Here is a 20199-nt window from a genome sequence, read left to right as displayed (position 1 = left end):
GTTCCCCTATTGAGTTAAAGCTTTCTCTACTTGTTGACTAATTTCATCATTTAATCGTAACGCCTTAAATAAGGTGTAAATGTTTTCATGATGCGTGTAATTAAAATTCACAGGCTGTGCTTGGCTTTTGTTTTCGCCTTTAATATTCACACCCAATGTTAACCAGCCGTCTTCTGTTAATGCCACATCACTATGCAGCGTATCTATATCTAAATTATCCAGTAAACCAATCACCGTCTTCAATTGCGGCTGTTGAGCCTTGAGTGCATTTACTGATGCATTTTCTGACACACTCAACAAGCCCGCTCCTAAATTGTAGAGCTTACCTTCTGTGATACTCACTTTGCCATCGCGCACTTCAATAGGCAACTCACCCGACACTCGCCCAGTAAGCGTTATGCCCGCTTCGCGACCCGCTTTAGCTAAAATTGCCAAGTCTAAGTTTTCAGCTTTTGCTTCAAAGCGTTGTGGCGCTTGTGTGAGTCGAACCTTATTCGCTGTAAGTAAGCCATCAAACGCCTCTGCCGTAATAGCACTCAACCACGCCTGATTATCTTGAGCCTGAAGGTCTGCGGTAATGTTTGTTAGCACAGCACCTGAACGAAACTCGTCAATTGTCACTGTAGTTTTTGGAATATTAATCACACCTGAATTGACCTGCCCGGTGATTTTGCCTGATGCATTACTTATATAATGCGTATCAAACAAGGCTGACGCGTTAAATTGCACATCAAACTCAACATTCTGTGACACCAAATCCCCACTTGCCACAACACTAGTACTACCTTTTTCTATTTTTAATTTAGGCGCTATTTGCTCCAAAACTGGCTGTAAACCGATAAGGTCTTGCTCAATCATGACAAGCTGAAAAGGCTGCGCTTTATTTACTAATTCATGGCGTAACGATAGGTTCATGTCGAACACATCAATATCATGCTCAAAGCGTATACCTTCACTAAAATTAGCTTGAGAAGTGATATTCATATCTTCTACGAGCAGTTCAGGAGTTACAATCGCATCAAGGTGTGTTGTCACCGCAAGCACACTGGTATTCATAAAATCTTGTATACTGCCTTTTAAGTTCAAACTTTGTTCTATGCCTTGAACTTGGTTATCTGCTTGCTTAATGCCTTTTAACTGCCAGTCAGCGTCAAATTGAATCGCGTCATCGATGAGCTTTGACTGCCACCTTGCTTTAAGATCTCGCCCCTGAACCAAAGGATGACTGAACGATAAAAGTGACAGCTCCCCATCCGCTATCGCATTTATATGCTCTGAAAGGTCACCCTCTACATCAAGATTAAGTGTTAACTTGGGCAGTTTAAGTGCTTGTCCTTGCCCGTCGATAAATTCTATTTTTAGAAGCTCAAGCTGGTTACTTGTTTTAAATGATATGTCGCCGCCAAGCCTACCTTTCACATCAAGCTTTGAATCAAACTTGATATTCGCTTGTTCTATAGGTGAGTTATCGATAAAAAATGCAGGCGTGTTAGGTTGAATTAAACTAACAGATATTTGGCTTTGAAACGCTTCACCACTGATACCAATAGGCCCATCTAGCTGTAATGTGCCAATTAATGCTGTTTGATGCTTTAAACTAAACTGAGACTTAAAATCCTGGGTAAGCAATTCAGCATCTACATTATCTAATTGAATCTGGGTTAGCGCACCATTTGAAAGTATGACTTGATCTGTCGACAAGACATTATTACGTAAAGATAACACGCTAGGTAATTGCAAAGTAACCTGCTCGGCCATTAAGTCAGCAGCTTGAACACCCTGTGGCAAGTGTGTTTGCAATACCTCAATGCATGCTAAGGCCTTTACCGTGTTGGTAAGCTGGCTCAAATCAGCAACTGCCGCTCGATTTAACAAATCGACTTCACCGCTAATATTACCGAATGAATTTGCTGACACCGCGCACTCAGGTAAATGATGCTCAGCCAGCACTTCAATATCACCATCAAATTTCAACTGTTGACCGTCAAATGCTGCATTCATCGAACCTTCTAAGAGCTTGACTTGCTCAGGCTTAAAGGCTTGTATTGCGTTACTTGCTAATGAAACTTGGTTTAGCGTTAGCTTATTTTTAGATATGTTAACTTGGCCAATGAGATCACCATTAATTTTAAAGCGATTGAGGCTTGGTTCATTAAGGCTCATTGATACAGGCTCTATCAATGGAGTGCCTGACAGACTAATTTTTTTGACATTTAGCAGTGGACGCTCGTCAGGTAATACAAGATTAAGAGGTTTAAATTGAGGTGTTCCAGCGCTTGTCTCTTTTGCTGGCTTTAGCGCAATATTCAACTCTGCTAAAACAATATTTGACGGGTTAATGTCTGCTTTTATTAATTCAATAGACGCAGCAGAATGTTCAATGCACACCCTTTCAACCCTGATAGAGCGCAATCCGGTGAGCGACCAATCTATACAACTGAGCTCTACATTGGCATCAACCAAATAAGGCGAAGCTATTTTGGCAACCAATGTATTTCTAAATCCATAAAGACAAATTAGGGCTGTGAATAAAAATACACTTACCCAAAGCAATCCCTTTTTAAACATAGCACCCTAACTAATAAGAATTAAACGCCGCTATTTTACCTACTTTTGTGATGTTTGTATCAGCAAAAATGTAATCAGATGTAGGCGTTATAAAAAATTTCTCGCTTATATTATTTCATTCATTTTTAGGCAACAAAAAAAGGCCACCGAAGTGACCTTTCAATTAAATCAAATTGAGGCAGTGCAGACTAATTCGTCCTGAAGCTGCGACCCGGTGCGTTACGCAGTAATCGTCATCGTAGACTTACGCAAAACACGCTGCGAAACTTCGATAACTTCAGGCATCCTGCCTTTCACCCTTCGGGCCAGCTTCGCTGTTCAAAAATATTCCCGATATTTTTGTCGGTCTCAACTTACAGATACAAAAAAGGCCACCGAAGTGACCTTTCAATTAAATCAAATTGAGGCTGTGCAGACTAATTCGTCCTGAAGCTGCGGCCCAGCTCGTCATCCATGACTCGCGTAAAACACGCTGCGAAACTTCGTTTCGGTCGTGTTTTACCCCACGTTTTTACGTGCGTTACGGAACATGCGCATCCACGGGCTATCTTCTTTCCACTCATCTGGGTGCCAAGAGTTAGCTACTGCACGGAATACACGCTCTGGGTGTGGCATCATAACTGTTGCGCGGCCGTCTGTTGATGTAATACCTGTGATACCTTCCGGTGAACCGTTCGGGTTGTTCGGGTATTGCGTCGTTGGCTTACCAAAGTTATCAACGTACTGAACTGCTACAGTGCCAGATTCAAGTGCTGCTTTCACTGCTGCGTCATTTGCAAACTCAGCATGACCTTCACCGTGAGATACTGCGATTGGCATACGAGAACCAGCCATGCCTTGGAAGAATACTGACGGGCTTTCTTGTACTTCTACAAGGCTGAAACGTGCTTCAAAACGCTCTGACTTGTTAGTTACAAAACGTGGCCAGTGCTCAGTACCTGGGATAAGCTCTTTCAGAGTTGATAGCATCTGACAGCCGTTACACACACCTAAGCTGAACGTGTCTTGACGCTCAAAGAATGTTTGGAACTGATCGCGTGCCATGTCATTGAATAGAATTGACTTCGCCCAACCTTCACCAGCACCTAGTACGTCACCGTAAGAGAAACCACCACATGCTACAAGGCCTTTGAACTCTTCTAGCGTTAGGCGACCTTCAAGGATGTCACTCATGTGTACGTCTACTGCTGCAAAACCTGCACGGTTAAATGCCGCTGCCATTTCAACGTGTGAGTTAACACCTTGCTCACGTAAGATAGCCATCTTAGGCTTAGCGCCAGTTGCGATATAAGGTGCTGCTACGTCTTCGTTTAGGTCAAAGCTTAGTTTTACGTTAAGACCTGGATCTTTTTCGTCAAATTTCGCATCAAACTCTTGCTTAGCACACTCAGGGTTATCACGAAGTGCTTGCATCTTGTAAGTTGTTTCAGCCCAAATAGTACGTAGCTCAGTACGTGTATTTGCAAGAACTGCTTCGCCGCCACGGTTGAAGATAACTTTGTCTTCCGTGTTTAGCGCACCGATAGTGTGGCTGATTGCTGCAAGACCATTATCAGCTAACACAGCTTCAACTGCTGCAAGGTCGTCGTTGCGAACCTGAATTACCGCACCTAGCTCTTCGTTATAAAGTGCTTCGATGTCAGAGCCTGTTAGGCTATCAAGGTTTACAGTGACACCTGTGCGACCTGCGAATGCCATTTCAGCGACAGTTGTGAATAAACCACCGTCTGAACGGTCATGGTAAGCAAGTAGCTTCTCGTCAGCCACAAGTGCTTGCATCGCGTTGTAGAAACCTTTTAATAGCTCTGGGCTATCAACGTCTGGCGTCTTGTCACCAAGCTGCTTGTAAACCTGTGCAAGGCTTGATGCACCCAGTCGGTTTTGACCTGCACCTAAATCAACTAAGATAAGGCTTGAGTCACCTTTATCAGTGCGAAGCTGAGGTGTTACTGTTTTACGAATGTCTTCTACACGGCCAAATGCAGTGATTACTAGAGAAAGTGGTGCTGTAACCGCTTTGTCTTCACCATCGTCTTGCCATGTTGTCTTCATCGACATTGAGTCTTTACCAACTGGGATAGTAAGACCAAGTGCTGGACATAACTCTTCACCAACAGCTTTTACCGCTTCGTAAAGACCTGCGTCTTCACCTGGGTGACCTGCTGCTGCCATCCAGTTTGCAGATAGCTTAATGTTCTCAAGGCCACCAATGTTTGCGCCAGCAATGTTCGTTAACGCTTCTGCGACTGCTAAACGGGCAGATGCTCCGTAGTTTAGAAGTGCCGCAGGTGTACGCTCACCCATTGACATGGCTTCACCGTGGTAAGTGTCAAACGCAGCTGCTGTTACAGCACAGTTTGCTACTGGTACCTGCCATGGGCCAACCATTTGGTCACGTGCAACTAAACCTGTTACCGTACGGTCACCAATGGTGATAAGGAATGTTTTCTCAGCAATAGTCGGTAGACGAAGTAAACGCTTAGCCGCTTCTTCTACGTTGATGCTATCTGTTTTAAGTGCTTCACCAGATACCTTTTTTGACTCAACGTCACGGTGCATCTTAGGTGCTTTACCTAGTAGTACTTCAAGTGGAAGATCTACTGGGTTGTTATCAAAGTGGCTATCTGCAACGGTTAGGTGACGCTCTTCTGTCGCTTCACCAATTACTGCGTATTGTGCGCGCTCACGCCTACAGATCTCTTCAAAACGTGCGAAGTCTTCTGCCGCTACTGCAAGTACGTAACGCTCTTGTGATTCGTTACACCAAATTTCGTGAGGTGCCATACCCGGCTCATCGTTCGGGATATTGCGTAGTTGGAATTTACCACCACGGCCACCGTCGTCTACTAGCTCAGGGAATGCGTTTGAAAGACCACCCGCGCCCACATCGTGGATAAATGCGATTGGGTTTTCGTCACCTAGCTGCCAACACTTATCGATAACTTCCTGACAACGACGCTCCATCTCTGGATTTTCACGCTGTACAGATGCAAAGTCTAAGTCTTCGTTTGACTGACCAGATGCCATTGATGATGCAGCACCACCGCCAAGACCAATGTTCATCGCAGGGCCACCTAGTGCTACTAGCTTAGCACCTACTGGAATTTCACCTTTTTGAACATGCTCAGTACGGATGTTACCTAGACCACCAGCAAGCATGATTGGCTTGTGGTAACCACGTACCTCTTCACCGTTATGGCTGTTAACTTTTTCTTCGTAAGTACGGAAATAACCAAGTAGGTTAGGACGACCAAATTCGTTGTTGAACGCCGCGCCACCTAGTGGGCCATCGATCATGATGTCTAGTGCATCAACGATACGACCTGGCTTGCCGAAGTTTGTTTCCCACGGCTGCTCAAAACCTGGAATACGAAGGTTAGATACAGTAAAACCAACTAGACCTGCTTTTGGCTTAGAACCACGGCCTGTTGCACCTTCGTCACGAATTTCACCACCTGAACCTGTTGATGCACCTGAGAATGGCGCAATCGCTGTTGGGTGGTTGTGGGTTTCAACCTTCATCAAGATTTCAATGTTTTCTTGATTGTAGCTGTATTCGCCTTCTTTATTTGGGAAGAAACGACCCGCTTTAGAACCCTTCATTACCGCTGCGTTATCTTTATAAGCAGACAGTACGTTGTCAGGATGCGTTTCAAATGTGTTTTTGATCATTTTGAACAGCGACTTAGGCTGCTCTTCACCGTCGATTGTCCAATCGGCGTTGAAAATTTTGTGACGACAGTGCTCAGAGTTCGCCTGTGCGAACATGAATAGCTCGATGTCGTTCGGATTACGACCTAGTTTAGTGAAGTTTTCTACTAGGTAGTCAATTTCGTCATCCGCTAGTGCGAAACCTTGCTCAACGTTTGCTGTTGCAAGCGCTTCGCGGCCACCACCTAGAATGTCTACTGATGACATTGGGCGCGGCTCTTCAACGCGGAATAACTGACCTGCATCTTCTAGGCTATTGTGAACAGACTCTGTCATGCGATCATGTACTAGCTTAGCAACGTCATTTAGTTGCTCTGCGCTTAACTCACCCTCAACATAGTAAGCGATACCACGCTCAACACGGTGAACCTTGTCTAGGCCACAGTTGTTAGCGATATCAGTTGCTTTTGATGCCCACGGAGAAATGGTACCAATACGCGGTGTCACTAGAATAAGTGCACCTTGAGGCTCGTGTTCGGCAATAGTTGGGCCGTACTTAAGCAGTTTGTTTAGCTTGTCTAATTCAGAGTCGCTTAGCTCTGCAGTGACATCTGCAAAGTGCATAAACTCAGCGTAAATACCAGTTACTGGTAAATTCGCATCAGCGCAAGTTTTAAGGATTTTTTGTACTTTGAAATCAGAAAGTGCTGGCGCACCACGTAAAATCAACATAGGTAATTTCATCCGGGGGTTAAGGATTGAACGATATTTAGGGCCGCTATTATAGTCGAATTCATGGCTAGTTTTAACTGTAAAATTATAAAACTGCCAAAAATCGTATTAGGTTCTTTATTCGAGTAAAAAAACACTTTTACTTCATGGTGTTAGATTTCTCATTTTGCATCTACTCATAACTTTGATAGTTTAGTTTTATTAATAACTTCTCGCTTTGTCTTTATGCAATTAAAACCATTGCTCACACTCATCATTTTTATGTGGGTTTTAGTCGGATGTGATAAACCGCCTATGACACAGCTTGAGCACATGCAGCAAAAGCGCGAATTAAAAGTGGGTACTCTGGCGGGGCCAGCTAATTTTTATCAAGCGCAGCAAGGCGAGCAAGGGTTTGAATATGAGTTAACACAAGCGTTTGCAGACTCTCTTAACGTCAAACTCAACATCGTGCCGTTTTACAGCCTACCTGAACTTTTTCAACGCTTAGACAATGGTGATTTAGATTTGATTGCCGCCGGACTCAGTTACCACCCACAACGTGGCGAGCATTATCGCTTTGGGCCAAGTTACCGAGCCATTAGCCAAAAGCTAGTTTATAAACAGGGGCCTAGACGACCAAGAAACTTTGAAGAAGTCGATGCCCCTATTACTGTGTTAGCAGGCTCAAATCACTTAATTAGCTTACAAGAAGCGAAAAAAACATATCCCAATATTGAAATACACGTTGTAGATGATGTGGATGAAGAAGAGCTACTACAAAACATCATTGACGAAAAAATTAGTTACACGATTGCTGACTCGCACTCTCTTGCCCTTTTCCGCCGCTACCACCCAGAAGTCAGTATTGCTTTTTCGGTCACACAGCAAGACTCTATCAGTTGGATAATGCGTAAAGACTCCGATGATTCACTTTACGCATTACTGATGCCTTTTTTTGACAAAGTAAGTCAAAACGGAAAGCTAGCAGAGCTTGAAGAAAAGTACTTTGGCCATGTAGAAACATTTAACTATGTAAACACCCTCGCCTTTGTAGAGGCCACGAAAGAAGTACTCCCCAAGTACCAAGCATGGTTTGAAAAATACTCTGAGCAAAACAAATTAGACTGGCGATTACTAGCCGCATTGAGCTATCAGGAGTCCATGTGGAAACCGCGTGCAAAATCACCCACAGGGGTACGTGGCATCATGATGCTCACGCAACCAACGGCAAAACAAGTCGGTGTAAAAAACCGTCTTAAACCCGAGCAAAATATTAGAGGGGGAGCTATTTACTTAAGTAAACTGATCAAACGTGTTCCCAAGTCCGTACAACACCCTGACAACGTTTGGTTTGCGATGGCGGCTTACAATGTGGGCTGGGGACATGTGAATGACGCACGTAAAATTACAGAGCAACAAGGTGGCGATCCAAGCCGCTGGGCCGATGTGAAAAAACGACTACCACTGTTGGTTAAAAAGCGCTACTATCGAAAAACACGATATGGATATGCACGTGGGGATGTGGCAGTTCAATACGTTGATAACATCCGCCGATATTATGATGCGCTGGTTTGGTTAGACGAAAACGGTGCGCTCAATTCAGAAAACGGACAAAAGTGACGCTTTCGGTCGCGTTGTCACATATTTGCAATCATTCCCTGTAATTCTGCCAATCGTAGTATCAATCAATTTTCTTAAGTAATGAGTTATGTTGTTTGATATATGTACCAAAGATATTGGTATGGTTTAATCTCTCACAATTAGGAGGTGTCGATGCTTAACAGACGTCGTACTCACCAATTTAAACGAAACACTTCTCATACGTCACCAAATCGTAGACGTGTTTTGACTAAAAGTTCGCACAAGAAGGTGCTAAATCGAAGAAAAGCGTTCGCCATCATGCAAATGGATGAAATGGCAGAAAAAAATGAATCAGCAGCTCAGCCTTCTTGAGCTGCTTGTTTTGCCAACCTTTTCGCTTCTTTAATTTCTTTTCTGCGGCGACGAAAAAACGCCGATAATTTTTCTGCACACTGATCAGCCATCACACCCGAAGTCACCTCTAACTGATGGTTTAACTTAGGCTCTCTAACGATATTCATTATGGACCCCGCAGAACCTGTTTTTGCATCAGCTGCACCATACACTAAGCGCTTAATACGACTATGAACAAGCAAACCAGCGCACATAGGACAAGGCTCCAGGGTGACATATAAAGTGCAATCAATCAGGCGATAATTCTCGATTTTCTTACCGGCTTCTCGCACTGCCATCATCTCAGCATGGGCTGATGGATCATGGTTACAAATAGACTGATTCCAACCCGCGCCTACAAGCTCACCATCTTTCACTAACACGGCCCCAACAGGAATTTCATTCTGTTGCTCAGCTTTATCTGCATACTCTAGTGCCTTTTGCATCCAGTATTGATCTTGCTCGATTTCTGTCATTAGTGTCTGTTACTGCTACTATTTAGGAAGTTTAAGCGCAAATATACCACATTTAATTGCAATATTTGTCGATTTGGCATGGCTCAAGCTCCCGCATTTAGGCTATAATTCGCCGCTTTTTTTATTTCTTGAGCTACAACACACACGGGTAACACATGAAATTTCCGGGACGCCGCAGGCATAAACATTATTTTCCTGTGGAAGATAAAGACCCACTACTAGATCAAATCAGTAGTGAAGATAGGTTAAAACGCAGTTACATTTGCGGCATAGACCAAATAGTTGTCGATATCGAAGCCAAAGTTGATCAAGCATTTCTTGATGAATTTGGCCTGCAACGAGGTATGTCACAAGTCATCGAAAGTGAGGTGACGAACGCGTTATATGACCGTCTTAAACGCGAAAATATGATCGATTATGAATTTGCAGGTGGCACCATAGGTAATACCATGCACAATTACTCGGTGTTAGCCGACGATCGCTCAGTATTGCTTGGTGTAATGAGTGAAAACATAAAAATTGGTAGCTACGCATACAAGTTTTTATGCAATACCTCTAGCCGAGTCGATCTGGATTATTTGCAACCAGTTGACGGCCCTATTGGTCGCTGCTTCACATTAATTGACGACACAGGTGAGCGTACTTTTGCTATCAGCCCAGGCTTAATGAATCACTTAAAGCCAGAGTCAATTCCAGAGCAACTTATTGCAAATGCTTCAGCACTGGTGATTAGTGCCTACCTAATGCGCACATCTGGTGATGAGACGATGACACAGGCAACAATTCAAGCGGTTAAATACGCCAATGAAGCCAACGTTCCGGTTGTTTTATCACTCGGCACCAAATTTTTAATCGAACAAGACCCTAAATGGTGGGCTGAGTTTGTTGAAAAGCATGTCGACATCTTAGCGATGAACGAAGAAGAAGGTGAAGCAATCACAGGCTTCAGCGATCCGCTATTGGCTGCTGACAAAGCGCTCGATTGGGTTGACCTTGTTATTTGTACTGCTGGTCCGAAAGGCCTCGTTATGGCAGGTTACGTTGATGATGAATTCAAACGTGAAACAGAATACCCGCTACTGCCTGGTGCAATCGCTGAATTCAACCAATATGAATTTTCGCGATCTATGCGCAAAGATGCATGTGTTAACCCGATTAAAGTTTACGCACATACAGCGCCTTATATGGGGGGTCCTGATTCAATTAAAAATACCAATGGTGCGGGCGATTGTGCGTTAGCTGCGGTATTGCATGACTTATCAGCCAACGAATACCATAAAATGAATGTGCCAAATTCAGCAAAGCACGAGCACACTGCCATTACTTACTCATCATTAGCTCAGATCAGTAAGTATGCAAATCGTGCAAGCTATGAAGTTTTAGTACAGCACTCTCCTCGTTTATCAAGAGGATTACCAGAACGTGAAGATTCATTAGAACAAGCGTATTGGGAACAATAAGCTGATTTGTACTAAAACAAATTAAACTTATAAAGCCGACTAATCAGTCGGCTTTATTGTATTTATGATTAAGTAAGTTTTAATGGTTTATATGTTCAGCAAGATATTCTAATGCAGCTATTCCCGCGACCGAATTACCATAACTGTCTAAACCTGGAGACCATACAGCAGCTGTAAACTGCCCCGGTAACACGGCAATAATAGTGCCTGACACGCCTGATTTCCCCGGCATACCAACACGATAAGCAAAGTCGCCGGCTGCGTCATAAAGACCACTGGTAAATAATAAAGAATTGAGTTGTTTCGTTTGCTTTGCCGATAACACTTGCTCGCCACTTTGTAAGCAAAGTCCTTTATTGCTTAAATAAGAAAACGTCTTAGCAAGCTCAATCACATTCACTTCAATGGCACAGTAATTAAAGTAACTCCAAAGCACTTTTTCGACGTCATTATCAAAGTTCCCGAAAGACTTCATTAAATAAGCCATAGCGGCATTGCGATACCTATGCTGATATTCAGAGTTAGCCACAGTACGATTGATCACAACATTACTGTTACCTGACTGAGCTCTAAACTTCTCTAGTACAGCATGAATAGGTGCGCTCAAACGAGAATAAAGTGCGTCGGCAGTGACAATAGCGCCAGCATTAATAAAAGGGTTTCTTGGTTTACCTTGTTCGAACTCAAGCTGAGTTAGTGAGTTAAAAGCAGTTCCAGATGGTTCTTTACCAACACGCTGCCACAACTCATCCCCATAACGCTGTAATGCCATAGTTAAAGTGAGCGCCTTTGACACTGATTGCACAGTAAATTTATTACTGACACCTCCTGCCGAATATACTTTTCCATCAGTGGTTTGCAACGCAATTGCAAACTGACCTTTCTTTTGCTCGGCAAGCGCAGGAATATAGGTCGCGACTTCCCCCTGGTGAGAGAATGGCTCAACATACAGGCATGTATTTTCTAATAAAGTTTGATAATCAAGCACTAAATAAAGACCATTATTTTTTTCACAATATAGCCGAAGTTAAGCCGCCAAAACACCAGTCGATATTCGTAACTAACAATATTAATCAAATACAAAAAACTGATTTTACTTATAAACGAAACAAGCCCGATAAATCGGGCTTGTTTCGTAGTACTTGCAATAAACTTATTGGCTTAAATTCATCTCTTGAATAATTTCGTGGGCGATAGGTGGTGTGGTACTCACTGGTTTTTCATGCCTATCTGCTTTTAATTGACCTTTTCTATGCTTTAGGGCTGCATCTAGTTTTTTCGCGGCATTTGCAATTGCCGGATACATAACTTCACCTTCTCCTTTTACCGCTACGCGTGCGCCTTCATAGTTAGTGCTAATTTCAGTATAAAACTGGTTGTGCTCTTTGCTAATGATGATGTCTAAGGCTATCAATGAAGGAAAATGCGTTGCGATTTTGGCAAACTTTTCTTGGACATGCTGTTTTACTGCGTCGGTTACATCTACGTGATGACCAGAAAGATTTATTTTCATAGGGTATCCTTTTTTTGTTTACCTCAACTACAGTATTGAGGGCAAAATTGGATTTCACAAGCAAAAAAATAGAAATTTTATTTTAATAAGAATGCCATTTGATTCAGATCAGCGCCACATTGCAAGTGCCTAAAAAGAAAACATCTTTCTATGGTTTTGAGTTGACTGAGGTTTATTTTGCTAGAAATGAAAAAGCCTCGCTACTGCGAGGCTTTTCAATGATGGTGCCCAGAGGCGGAATCGAACCACCGACACGAGGATTTTCAATCCTCTGCTCTACCGACTGAGCTATCTGGGCTAAATATTTGCTAGTTTTACTTCTTAGCGAGAAAATGGTGCCGACTATCCGAGTCGAACGGATGACCTACTGATTACAAGTCAGTTGCTCTACCAACTGAGCTAAGTCGGCAACACCGAAAATAAGTGGTGCCCAGAGGCGGAATCGAACCACCGACACGAGGATTTTCAATCCTCTGCTCTACCGACTGAGCTATCTGGGCTAAATATTTGCTAGTTTTACTTCTTAGCGAGAAAATGGTGCCGACTATCCGAGTCGAACGGATGACCTACTGATTACAAGTCAGTTGCTCTACCAACTGAGCTAAGTCGGCAACACCGAAAATAAGTGGTGCCCAGAGGCGGAATCGAACCACCGACACGAGGATTTTCAATCCTCTGCTCTACCGACTGAGCTATCTGGGCAATTTGCTTAGTTTTAATTCCTAGCATAAGAAATGGTGCCGACTATCCGAGTCGAACGGATGACCTACTGATTACAAGTCAGTTGCTCTACCAACTGAGCTAAGTCGGCAACACAGAAAATAAGTGGTGCCCAGAGGCGGAATCGAACCACCGACACGAGGATTTTCAATCCTCTGCTCTACCGACTGAGCTATCTGGGCAATTTGCTTAGTTTTAATTCCTAGCATAAGAAATGGTGCCGACTATCCGAGTCGAACGGATGACCTACTGATTACAAGTCAGTTGCTCTACCAACTGAGCTAAGTCGGCAACACCGAAAATAAGTGGTGCCCAGAGGCGGAATCGAACCACCGACACGAGGATTTTCAATCCTCTGCTCTACCGACTGAGCTATCTGGGCAAACACATCACCTAAACGATTAAACTTGGTAACCGTCTGGGCGTGCGGCGTATTAAACGAGTTTTGCCCCTTCAAGTCAACCCTTTTTTTAAAAGCAATATTTGCTTGCTTAGTTTTCAACCACCAATAGCAAAGTTTGTACAAACAGTGCCTTAATTGCTCAAAAGTACGTCACTAAAAAGAGATAACCATGCTTAAAGAGTGAATGGAAAATGCTTAAAAACGGCGAGCTTTAATAACAAGACAATGTTACGATTGGGTACTTAATAAACCAATAATAATCAAATTCTAGAGCAGTTAAATCGGACCTTATCAATGCCAAACTCTGAGAATATAAAACTATCAGGCTTTTTACCTCTGGTGCTAACTAGTATATTAACTGTTGGCGCTATTTGTGCTGCAGCCGCGTACTTTCTTCCTAAATCACAACAAGCACCACAAATTGATTTTGCCAATCAAGCACAACAGCTTTCTGAACCACTTGCAAATACTATGATGAAACAAGGGTTCAGTCAGGTTAAGAAGTTACTGGCTGGTATTTCAGAGGCTGATCCTAATACCCAATATTATTTATATAGTATGACGGGTATGGCAGAGCCCGCTCTCATCTTCCAAAGTAACGAAACTGCAATTGCACCAATTTCACAAGTGAAGCAATTTAAAGTTGGCAACACGCTAACTGTTCATCAACCTTTAAAGCTTGATGGGCAGTATGTTGGCGAATTGGTTATCCAGCACAAAGTAAAAACCAGCAGCAACACAAGCAATATCGCATATGGTTTATTTGCACTGGCCTTATTACTAGCGTTCGGTTTTGCACTTTTTGCACAGCGCCGCCTCGCTCAACAACTTGCGACTGACAAGCAAAAGCTGAAATCAGAGCTTAAAAAAGTATCAGAAGAGCAAGATTATAAAAGATTCATTGATAGCAACTTAGGATTTGGTTTTGACGAAGTAGCTCAATCTATTAATGATGTACTACAACAAGTGCAGACTTCGATAGACAATAATCAAACTTCTGAAAAAGAGCTCAAGCAGCTTCAAACTAGCTTAGAAACAGAAGTACAAGCTAGAACACTGGCACTTGAAAAGGCGACTATGAACGCCGAACGAGCTAACGAAGCCAAAACGACCTTCTTAGCGACTATGAGTCATGAGATCAGAACACCGATGAATGGTGTTATTGGTACAATTGATTTGTTACGCCAAACAGATTTAGATGGCGCGCAACACCGCCTCAGTACCATCATTCGTGATTCAGCTTTCTCTTTGCTGGGTATTTTGGACGATATTCTGGACTTCTCAAAAATTGAAGCCGGTAAGCTACAAATAGATAACACCGCTTTTTCTGTTACCGATACCATTGAAGAAGTGGCACGCGTTTTATCTTCTGTGGCTAAAAAACGTAAACTCGACTTACAACTGGCAATCGCCCCAGATATTCCTAAAAACCTAATTGGCGACAATATTCGTGTTCGTCAGGTTTTATATAACCTGTGTAGTAATGCCATAAAGTTCACAACCACAGACGAAAACCGACAAGGTTTTGTAAAAGTCGCAGTAGAAGTTGCACAAAATACCTCTGAGCATTACACGTTAAGGTTCTCTGTGACAGATAACGGTAAGGGCATGACGCAACTGCAGTTGCGTGAGATTTTTAATCCGTTTATTCAAGCTGAAAACTCGATCACCCGTGAATATGGTGGTACCGGATTAGGCCTTTCCATTTGTAAAAGCCTAATTGAGCTCATGCTGGGCTCAATTAATGTCACCAGTGATTTGGGGATGGGCAGTGAATTCGTGGTCGAATTACCATTTAGTACCGACGGCAAAGTTGAATATGCTAATAAAGCCGTGCTAGCGCAAAAACCTGTTGTTGTACTCACTGATAACCCCGCTCGTAAAGCAATTTTGTGTCGTTACCTTTCGTTTATGGGCGCGAATACTTACGCCATTGACTCAATTGATGAAGCTGAAGAATTCCAGCACACACCAAATTTAATTTGGGTGCTTGATGGCTTAGACGGCATGGCACCAGTGAATGACCAGTTACGCTCTCTGCTTTATTCTCTAGAGCAAAATAAGCAGCAAGTTATTGTATTAAGCACCATGGACGAGTCTGCACTAAATCATGCCAATATTTTCTACTTGAATGCAGCACCATTATGTAAGAGCAGCTTTATGACATCTGTAATGGTTGCTGCTGGTTTACATAAGCCGAAGCAATTAAAGAAAGCGACCTCTTTTAATAACTTCTTAAATGTCGATAAAGCTCGCGCTGAGAATAAGCTTGTACTATTAGCTGAAGATAATGTGTTAAACCAACAAGTATTGACTGACCAACTTCACTTACTTGGCTATGGCGTTGAAGTCGCTGAAAATGGGGAAGAAGGGTTAGCAATGTGGAAGAAAAACCACTATCCGATCATTCTTACCGATTTACATATGCCGAAGATGTCAGGTTATGACATGGTTAAAGCCATTCGTGATGAAGCAGAAAAGAGCCATGATATTAAAGCTCAACCATATATTATTGCGGTAACTGCCAACGCTTTGAAAGGTGAGAAAGAGCGTTGTATTGCAACGGGTATGAATGACTACATTACCAAACCGATTGAATTAAATGTACTAGAAGCGACACTTGCAAAATGGCAGCCTGAAAAACATATTCAAATGTCAGCTTCGCAAGAAAGTACAAAAGAGCAGCCTACTCTACCTGTTGACAATGAAGAAATATCGGACACGCATCCTATTTCTCAGACTCAACAAAAGCAGGATGAGAGTGAGCAATTTGAAGACATATCAGACACACACCTTGATGAGCCAAAGACAGAAGTATCTGATGAAAACACAGATTTTGACTCAGACCTAAATTGGACTGGAGAAACGCCTCAACAACCACAAAACACGATAGAAGATGATGTTCATACTATAGATATTGATGCTTTAACCGAAACAGACAACGCTCATTTAGCATGGCAAGAGCCTGAGACTGAAGAGACAAAATCTTCAAACGCTCATGAAGATAATTATGATCTCGATTTATCTATTCAGTCTCATGAAGTTGATGATCTAGCATGGCAAGAAGAAACATCATCTACACCTTCTTCACACTCTCCTTCTGAAGAGACTTTAGACCTGAGCCAATTTGCTGAGAGTGACAGTGATTTAGAGTGGAAAGATGATGCCAGCAACGCACAAGTTGATGAGTTTGAGCATGAGATCAATATCGATAATATTGAAGTAGACAACCAAGACAATATTGATTGGCAAAACCTCAATGATATTGATGAAACTGCTTCAGCCTCTTCTGAAGATAAAACAGAAACTGCGATAACAGATACTTTAACTGAAGAAACTGAAGAAACTGAAGAAACTGAAGAAACTGAAGAAACTGAACAGGTTGGTTCTGCAATTCCTTCTCAGGCAAGCGCTTTAACCGGCTCTCTAAGTGCTATTTCTTTAGAGTCTACTTGGGAAGCAACTCCTGCAGCTCAGGCTCCAGATAATACTATTCCAACACCAAGCTTTGGTTTGGCGCCGGAAGGGACTTCGCAAGATGCACTTAACCCTGCAAGCACTCAAGAGCCTGCGGTGCCTGGAATTAAAGTGCTAGTTGAAGATACGATAGAAGTTGATACACCTAATGAAGTAAAAGCTATAGAGCCAGAATCTAGCGAAGTTGAGACTGTGGTTGAGGCTACTACCGAAGATGATTTACTTACTGAAGAAAGTATTGAAGAGCCGCAAGTCGATATCTCAACGCTCTCTGTGGTTGATATTGATATGTTTGATAAATACGTCAATCATGATGAAGCAAAAAAACTACGCTTCTTCAGAATGTACCTTGAACAAAGTAGTGAGTTGATCCGTGATATTTTTGCCAATGTCATGACGCGCGAACAAGACAAGATCATCTCAGACTGCCACCAGCTCAAATCAATTTCAAAGACCGTGGGGGCTATGCAAGTGGCTGAAATCGCGATTCAATTCGAGCAGGCATGTAAAGACCGCGAATTAAACATTGATGAGCTAATTAGTTTCAGAGATAGATTAGACGATTACTACACCGATGCGATGATGTTCATGCAAGACTTCATCAAGCAACGATCAGAGTAAGCCGTCAGATATAAAAAAGCCCGCTAGTTTTAAACTGCGGGCTTTTTTGTGGCTGTTTTATTGTGATTAGCTTTAACTGAGCAAAATTTAGGTTAATTAACCTGAGCTTTGGTTAAGAGATTTACTAAAGTATTGATATTGAAATGATAAGTACTTTTTCAAGTCTGCAGCCGGAGACTTTTAGCGATAACAAGGCGAATTTACGCATCAATAGCTGGCCTATTGTAAGTAAATTCAACGCTGTGAGCGCTGAAAGTAGCCGCTGGAGATAGATTTATTATCCAAAGCTCAGGTTAATTACCATGCCAAAGCATATAAAGCAATTTGATCACCAAAGACACCATCACTAAAGGTAAAATATACTTACTATATTTTTGCATCTTGTGTAGCCCCAAACTCTCCTGATAACGCTCTAACAGTGGGATCAAAATCAATAAGCTGATAACTAAACTGCCAATTATAATCAGTACATTCATAAAAACTCCTGTTTTACTTAGCTAGCACACTAGGCTACCTTCTTCTACGTTGACGCTGACCCAGCACTCGTTTTTTATCTCTGTCTTTGCGTGCTTTATTCGTATTCTTACGGTTATCTTTGACCTCTCGGGTCAAGTCAGGTTCAAAACCACTTAGCCATTGTGGTGTCAATCGCTCATCTAATAACACTTCAAGTTCTTCAAGTAGCCACTGTTCATCTTGGCTGACTAAGCTAATAGCCTTACCCGAGCGCCCTGCTCGACCGGTGCGACCAATTCGGTGAATATAATCTTCTGCCACATAAGGTAGCTGTGCATTAATCACGTAATCTAATGTGCTGATGTCGATACCACGCGCCGCAACGTCAGTGGCAACAAGCACACGTACCTTGCCTTCTTTAAACTGAGTTAACCCTTTATCTCGAGCGCCTTGTGATTTATCGCCATGAATTGCACTGCTCGGCAAACCATCTTTGATAAGCTCTTTCACAAGGCTATCAGCCTGCGCTTTAGTGCGTGTAAATACTAGTACTTGCTGCCAGTTATTCTTACCAATTAAATAAGCAATGACAGCAGCTTTCTTCTCTTCGTCTATTGCATAAAAGGTTTGTTCAATCGCCTCAACAGTGGTGTTTTGTTGCTCTATGCCAACACGCTTAGGATCGGATAACCAACGGCTAGCCAGCTTCTCAACACTTTCATCTAAGGTTGCAGAAAAGAGCATGGTTTGTCGTGAGTCTGGCACATGACGCATAATGCGTTTTATCTCACCAATAAAGCCCATATCTAGCATTCTATCGGCTTCATCAAAAACCAAATGTTCAAGTTGGCTGAGTGACAAAGTGCCTTTAATTAAATGGTCGAGTAAACGCCCAGGCGTTGCAACAACAATATCAACGCCTGCCTTCAATCGTTTCTCTTGAGGGCCAATATTTGCACCACCATACAGACACACCACTTTTAAATCAGTATTGGCTGCATATTGCTGGGTATTCTCAGCGACTTGTTGCGCAAGCTCGCGCGTTGGTGCAAGCACTAGCACCCTAACTTGTCCCTGTTTTGTTTCATCACTTAATAGGTTATTCAGGATCGGTAACATAAATGCCGCCGTTTTTCCTGTACCAGTCTGCGCAGTCGCGATGATGTCTTTGCCAGTAAGTGCAAGTGGTATAGTCTGCGATTGAATATCAGTTGGGGCTTCGAACCCGAGTGTTTCAAGAGCAGAATGAATGGCCGGTGCCAAAGAAAAGGAGGAGAAAGACATAAGTATCACTGCGAATAAATAAACTGTGTGCAGTATAACAAAAACGCGCCTGAGGCGCGCTTTATGGTGATATTGTTTATTATAATCTTAAAGAGTTGCTTTGCGCTCATTGTAATAAGCAATCAAGTCGTCGATTGCCTGTTGGTCATAGGCTTTAATACCAGACACTAGCATATGCTTTTCACCACGACCGACTTTTTTACCTTCACTGATGAAGTTAAATTTAAGAATGATTTTGCCGCGTTTACCTTCGTATTCGAACTCAGGTGTATCTGTTTCTAGTTCCACCGACTTTACATTGATATCATCAAAGTGAATAGCCATTGATTCGTAAATAACCATAGGGCGTGCAGGGTTGATCATCACCTCTTTTTCACCCATTACTGGCACTATCATATGCGGGAAAGTTGTGCCTGAGAAAGCCACGTAATTCTTTGTTAAGCTCTCAATTAAAGTTGGGCATTGGCTTATTTCGCCATCTCGCTTCACCGATAACATTACCTTATCGTTTGATGTTACAGCAAACTCATCTGCCGCTTCAGGAAACTGAAGTTGTGAAGTTTCGTCAACCATGCCTTCAAATTTGAAGTACATGTTTTCACTTACACCATAGCGCGATAATACCAGTGAAAATAATAAATCACCTGGCACACAAAACTTCTTCGCATCAGCATCATGCAATGGGTTAAAGTCATCTGCTACTTTTTTAGCGAATTGGCTACCCTGCTCACGTGTGATCGTGACAAACTCAGCATCTTGTTGGTAGTAAGGCGTTAACATACATCTAGTTCCACAACTTTAAGGACGGGCTATAGTAGCAGAATAAATTGTTAGAGAGGTCGTATCTGTTGTGAAATTGGCAAAAATGCACCAATAAAAAAG

General features: G+C 42.6%; 11 protein-coding genes, 9 tRNA genes and 1 pseudogene. 4 read left to right on the top strand and 17 right to left on the bottom strand.

What is annotated here, in order from left to right; translation table 11 throughout:
* Nucleotides 1-6: 6 nt before the first annotated feature.
* Both ACXAC4_RS03440 and purL read right to left on the bottom strand, forming a co-directional pair.
* Entirely contained in the window at nucleotides 7-2568 is a 2562-nt protein-coding gene (locus ACXAC4_RS03440) for an intermembrane phospholipid transport YdbH family protein (RefSeq protein ID WP_475159038.1), read from the bottom strand.
* 498 nt (nucleotides 2569-3066) lie between these two features.
* The gene (gene purL, locus ACXAC4_RS03435) at nucleotides 3067-6951 is read right to left on the bottom strand and encodes a phosphoribosylformylglycinamidine synthase (RefSeq protein WP_475159037.1); all 3885 of its coding nucleotides are present in this window, start codon (nucleotides 6949-6951) and stop codon (nucleotides 3067-3069) included.
* A 225-nt stretch (nucleotides 6952-7176) separates the two neighbouring features.
* Here purL and mltF point away from each other — a divergent pair, with 225 nt between their 5' ends.
* Nucleotides 7177-8553, top strand: coding sequence for a membrane-bound lytic murein transglycosylase MltF (gene mltF / locus ACXAC4_RS03430; protein ID WP_475159036.1), 1377 nt, complete (start codon nucleotides 7177-7179; stop codon nucleotides 8551-8553).
* A gap of 320 nt (nucleotides 8554-8873) precedes the next feature.
* Here the strand turns inward: mltF and tadA are convergent, their stop codons facing one another.
* The gene (tadA, locus tag ACXAC4_RS03425) at nucleotides 8874-9383 is read right to left on the bottom strand and encodes a tRNA adenosine(34) deaminase TadA (RefSeq protein WP_138483573.1); all 510 of its coding nucleotides are present in this window, start codon (nucleotides 9381-9383) and stop codon (nucleotides 8874-8876) included.
* A 155-nt stretch (nucleotides 9384-9538) separates the two neighbouring features.
* Between tadA and ACXAC4_RS03420 the strand changes: the two genes are divergently transcribed.
* Entirely contained in the window at nucleotides 9539-10843 is a 1305-nt protein-coding gene (locus ACXAC4_RS03420) for an inosine/guanosine kinase (protein ID WP_475159034.1), read from the top strand.
* A gap of 79 nt (nucleotides 10844-10922) precedes the next feature.
* Here the strand turns inward: ACXAC4_RS03420 and glsB are convergent, their stop codons facing one another.
* The 11 genes from glsB to ACXAC4_RS03365 all read right to left on the bottom strand — a co-directional run bounded on the left by glsB (nucleotide 10923) and on the right by ACXAC4_RS03365 (nucleotide 13458).
* Nucleotides 10923-11831, bottom strand: coding sequence for a glutaminase B (gene glsB / locus ACXAC4_RS03415; protein ID WP_475159031.1), 909 nt, complete (start codon nucleotides 11829-11831; stop codon nucleotides 10923-10925).
* A 165-nt stretch (nucleotides 11832-11996) separates the two neighbouring features.
* Nucleotides 11997-12356 carry a ribosome hibernation-promoting factor, HPF/YfiA family gene (hpf, locus tag ACXAC4_RS03410; protein ID WP_058029027.1) on the bottom strand — a complete coding sequence of 120 codons (360 nt, stop codon included), beginning with the start codon at nucleotides 12354-12356 and terminating at the stop codon, nucleotides 11997-11999.
* A 222-nt stretch (nucleotides 12357-12578) separates the two neighbouring features.
* Nucleotides 12579-12654: transfer RNA gene (locus ACXAC4_RS03405), tRNA-Phe, on the bottom strand.
* A 35-nt stretch (nucleotides 12655-12689) separates the two neighbouring features.
* Nucleotides 12690-12765: transfer RNA gene (locus tag ACXAC4_RS03400), tRNA-Thr, on the bottom strand.
* 15 nt (nucleotides 12766-12780) lie between these two features.
* Nucleotides 12781-12856, bottom strand: a tRNA-Phe gene (locus ACXAC4_RS03395).
* Between the two features lie 35 nt (nucleotides 12857-12891).
* Nucleotides 12892-12967 (bottom strand) — tRNA-Thr (locus tag ACXAC4_RS03390).
* A 15-nt stretch (nucleotides 12968-12982) separates the two neighbouring features.
* A tRNA-Phe gene (locus ACXAC4_RS03385) sits at nucleotides 12983-13058 on the bottom strand.
* Nucleotides 13059-13091: 33 nt separating this feature from the next.
* Nucleotides 13092-13167, bottom strand: a tRNA-Thr gene (locus ACXAC4_RS03380).
* 15 nt (nucleotides 13168-13182) lie between these two features.
* Nucleotides 13183-13258: transfer RNA gene (locus ACXAC4_RS03375), tRNA-Phe, on the bottom strand.
* A 33-nt stretch (nucleotides 13259-13291) separates the two neighbouring features.
* Nucleotides 13292-13367, bottom strand: a tRNA-Thr gene (locus ACXAC4_RS03370).
* 15 nt (nucleotides 13368-13382) lie between these two features.
* Nucleotides 13383-13458: transfer RNA gene (locus ACXAC4_RS03365), tRNA-Phe, on the bottom strand.
* Nucleotides 13459-13773: 315 nt separating this feature from the next.
* Here ACXAC4_RS03365 and ACXAC4_RS03360 point away from each other — a divergent pair.
* Together ACXAC4_RS03360 and ACXAC4_RS03355 are read left to right on the top strand one after the other, a co-directional pair.
* Nucleotides 13774-16197 (top strand): annotated as a pseudogene (locus tag ACXAC4_RS03360) (ATP-binding protein); the annotation flags it as partial.
* Between the two features lie 1047 nt (nucleotides 16198-17244).
* Nucleotides 17245-17577 (top strand): Hpt domain-containing protein, encoded by a 333-nt coding sequence (locus ACXAC4_RS03355; RefSeq protein ID WP_436409841.1) that lies wholly within the window; start codon nucleotides 17245-17247, stop codon nucleotides 17575-17577.
* Between the two features lie 293 nt (nucleotides 17578-17870).
* On the opposite strand, the gene ACXAC4_RS03350 is transcribed toward ACXAC4_RS03355, so the two are convergent.
* The 3 genes from ACXAC4_RS03350 to ACXAC4_RS03340 all read right to left on the bottom strand — a co-directional run bounded on the left by ACXAC4_RS03350 (nucleotide 17871) and on the right by ACXAC4_RS03340 (nucleotide 20097).
* Nucleotides 17871-18053, bottom strand: a complete 183-nt coding sequence (locus tag ACXAC4_RS03350; protein WP_475159029.1) for a hypothetical protein — start codon at nucleotides 18051-18053, stop codon at nucleotides 17871-17873.
* Nucleotides 18054-18087: 34 nt separating this feature from the next.
* A complete protein-coding gene (locus ACXAC4_RS03345; RefSeq protein ID WP_475159028.1) occupies nucleotides 18088-19317 on the bottom strand; it encodes a DEAD/DEAH box helicase in 1230 nt (409 codons plus the stop codon).
* Nucleotides 19318-19404: 87 nt separating this feature from the next.
* Nucleotides 19405-20097 carry a DUF3581 family protein gene (locus tag ACXAC4_RS03340; RefSeq protein ID WP_475159026.1) on the bottom strand — a complete coding sequence of 231 codons (693 nt, stop codon included), beginning with the start codon at nucleotides 20095-20097 and terminating at the stop codon, nucleotides 19405-19407.
* Nucleotides 20098-20199: the final 102 nt, after the last annotated feature.

The sequence above is a fragment of the Pseudoalteromonas sp. AWM4_233 genome (genome assembly GCF_056158285.1).
This window is presented reverse-complemented; position numbering and strand designations above follow the sequence as displayed.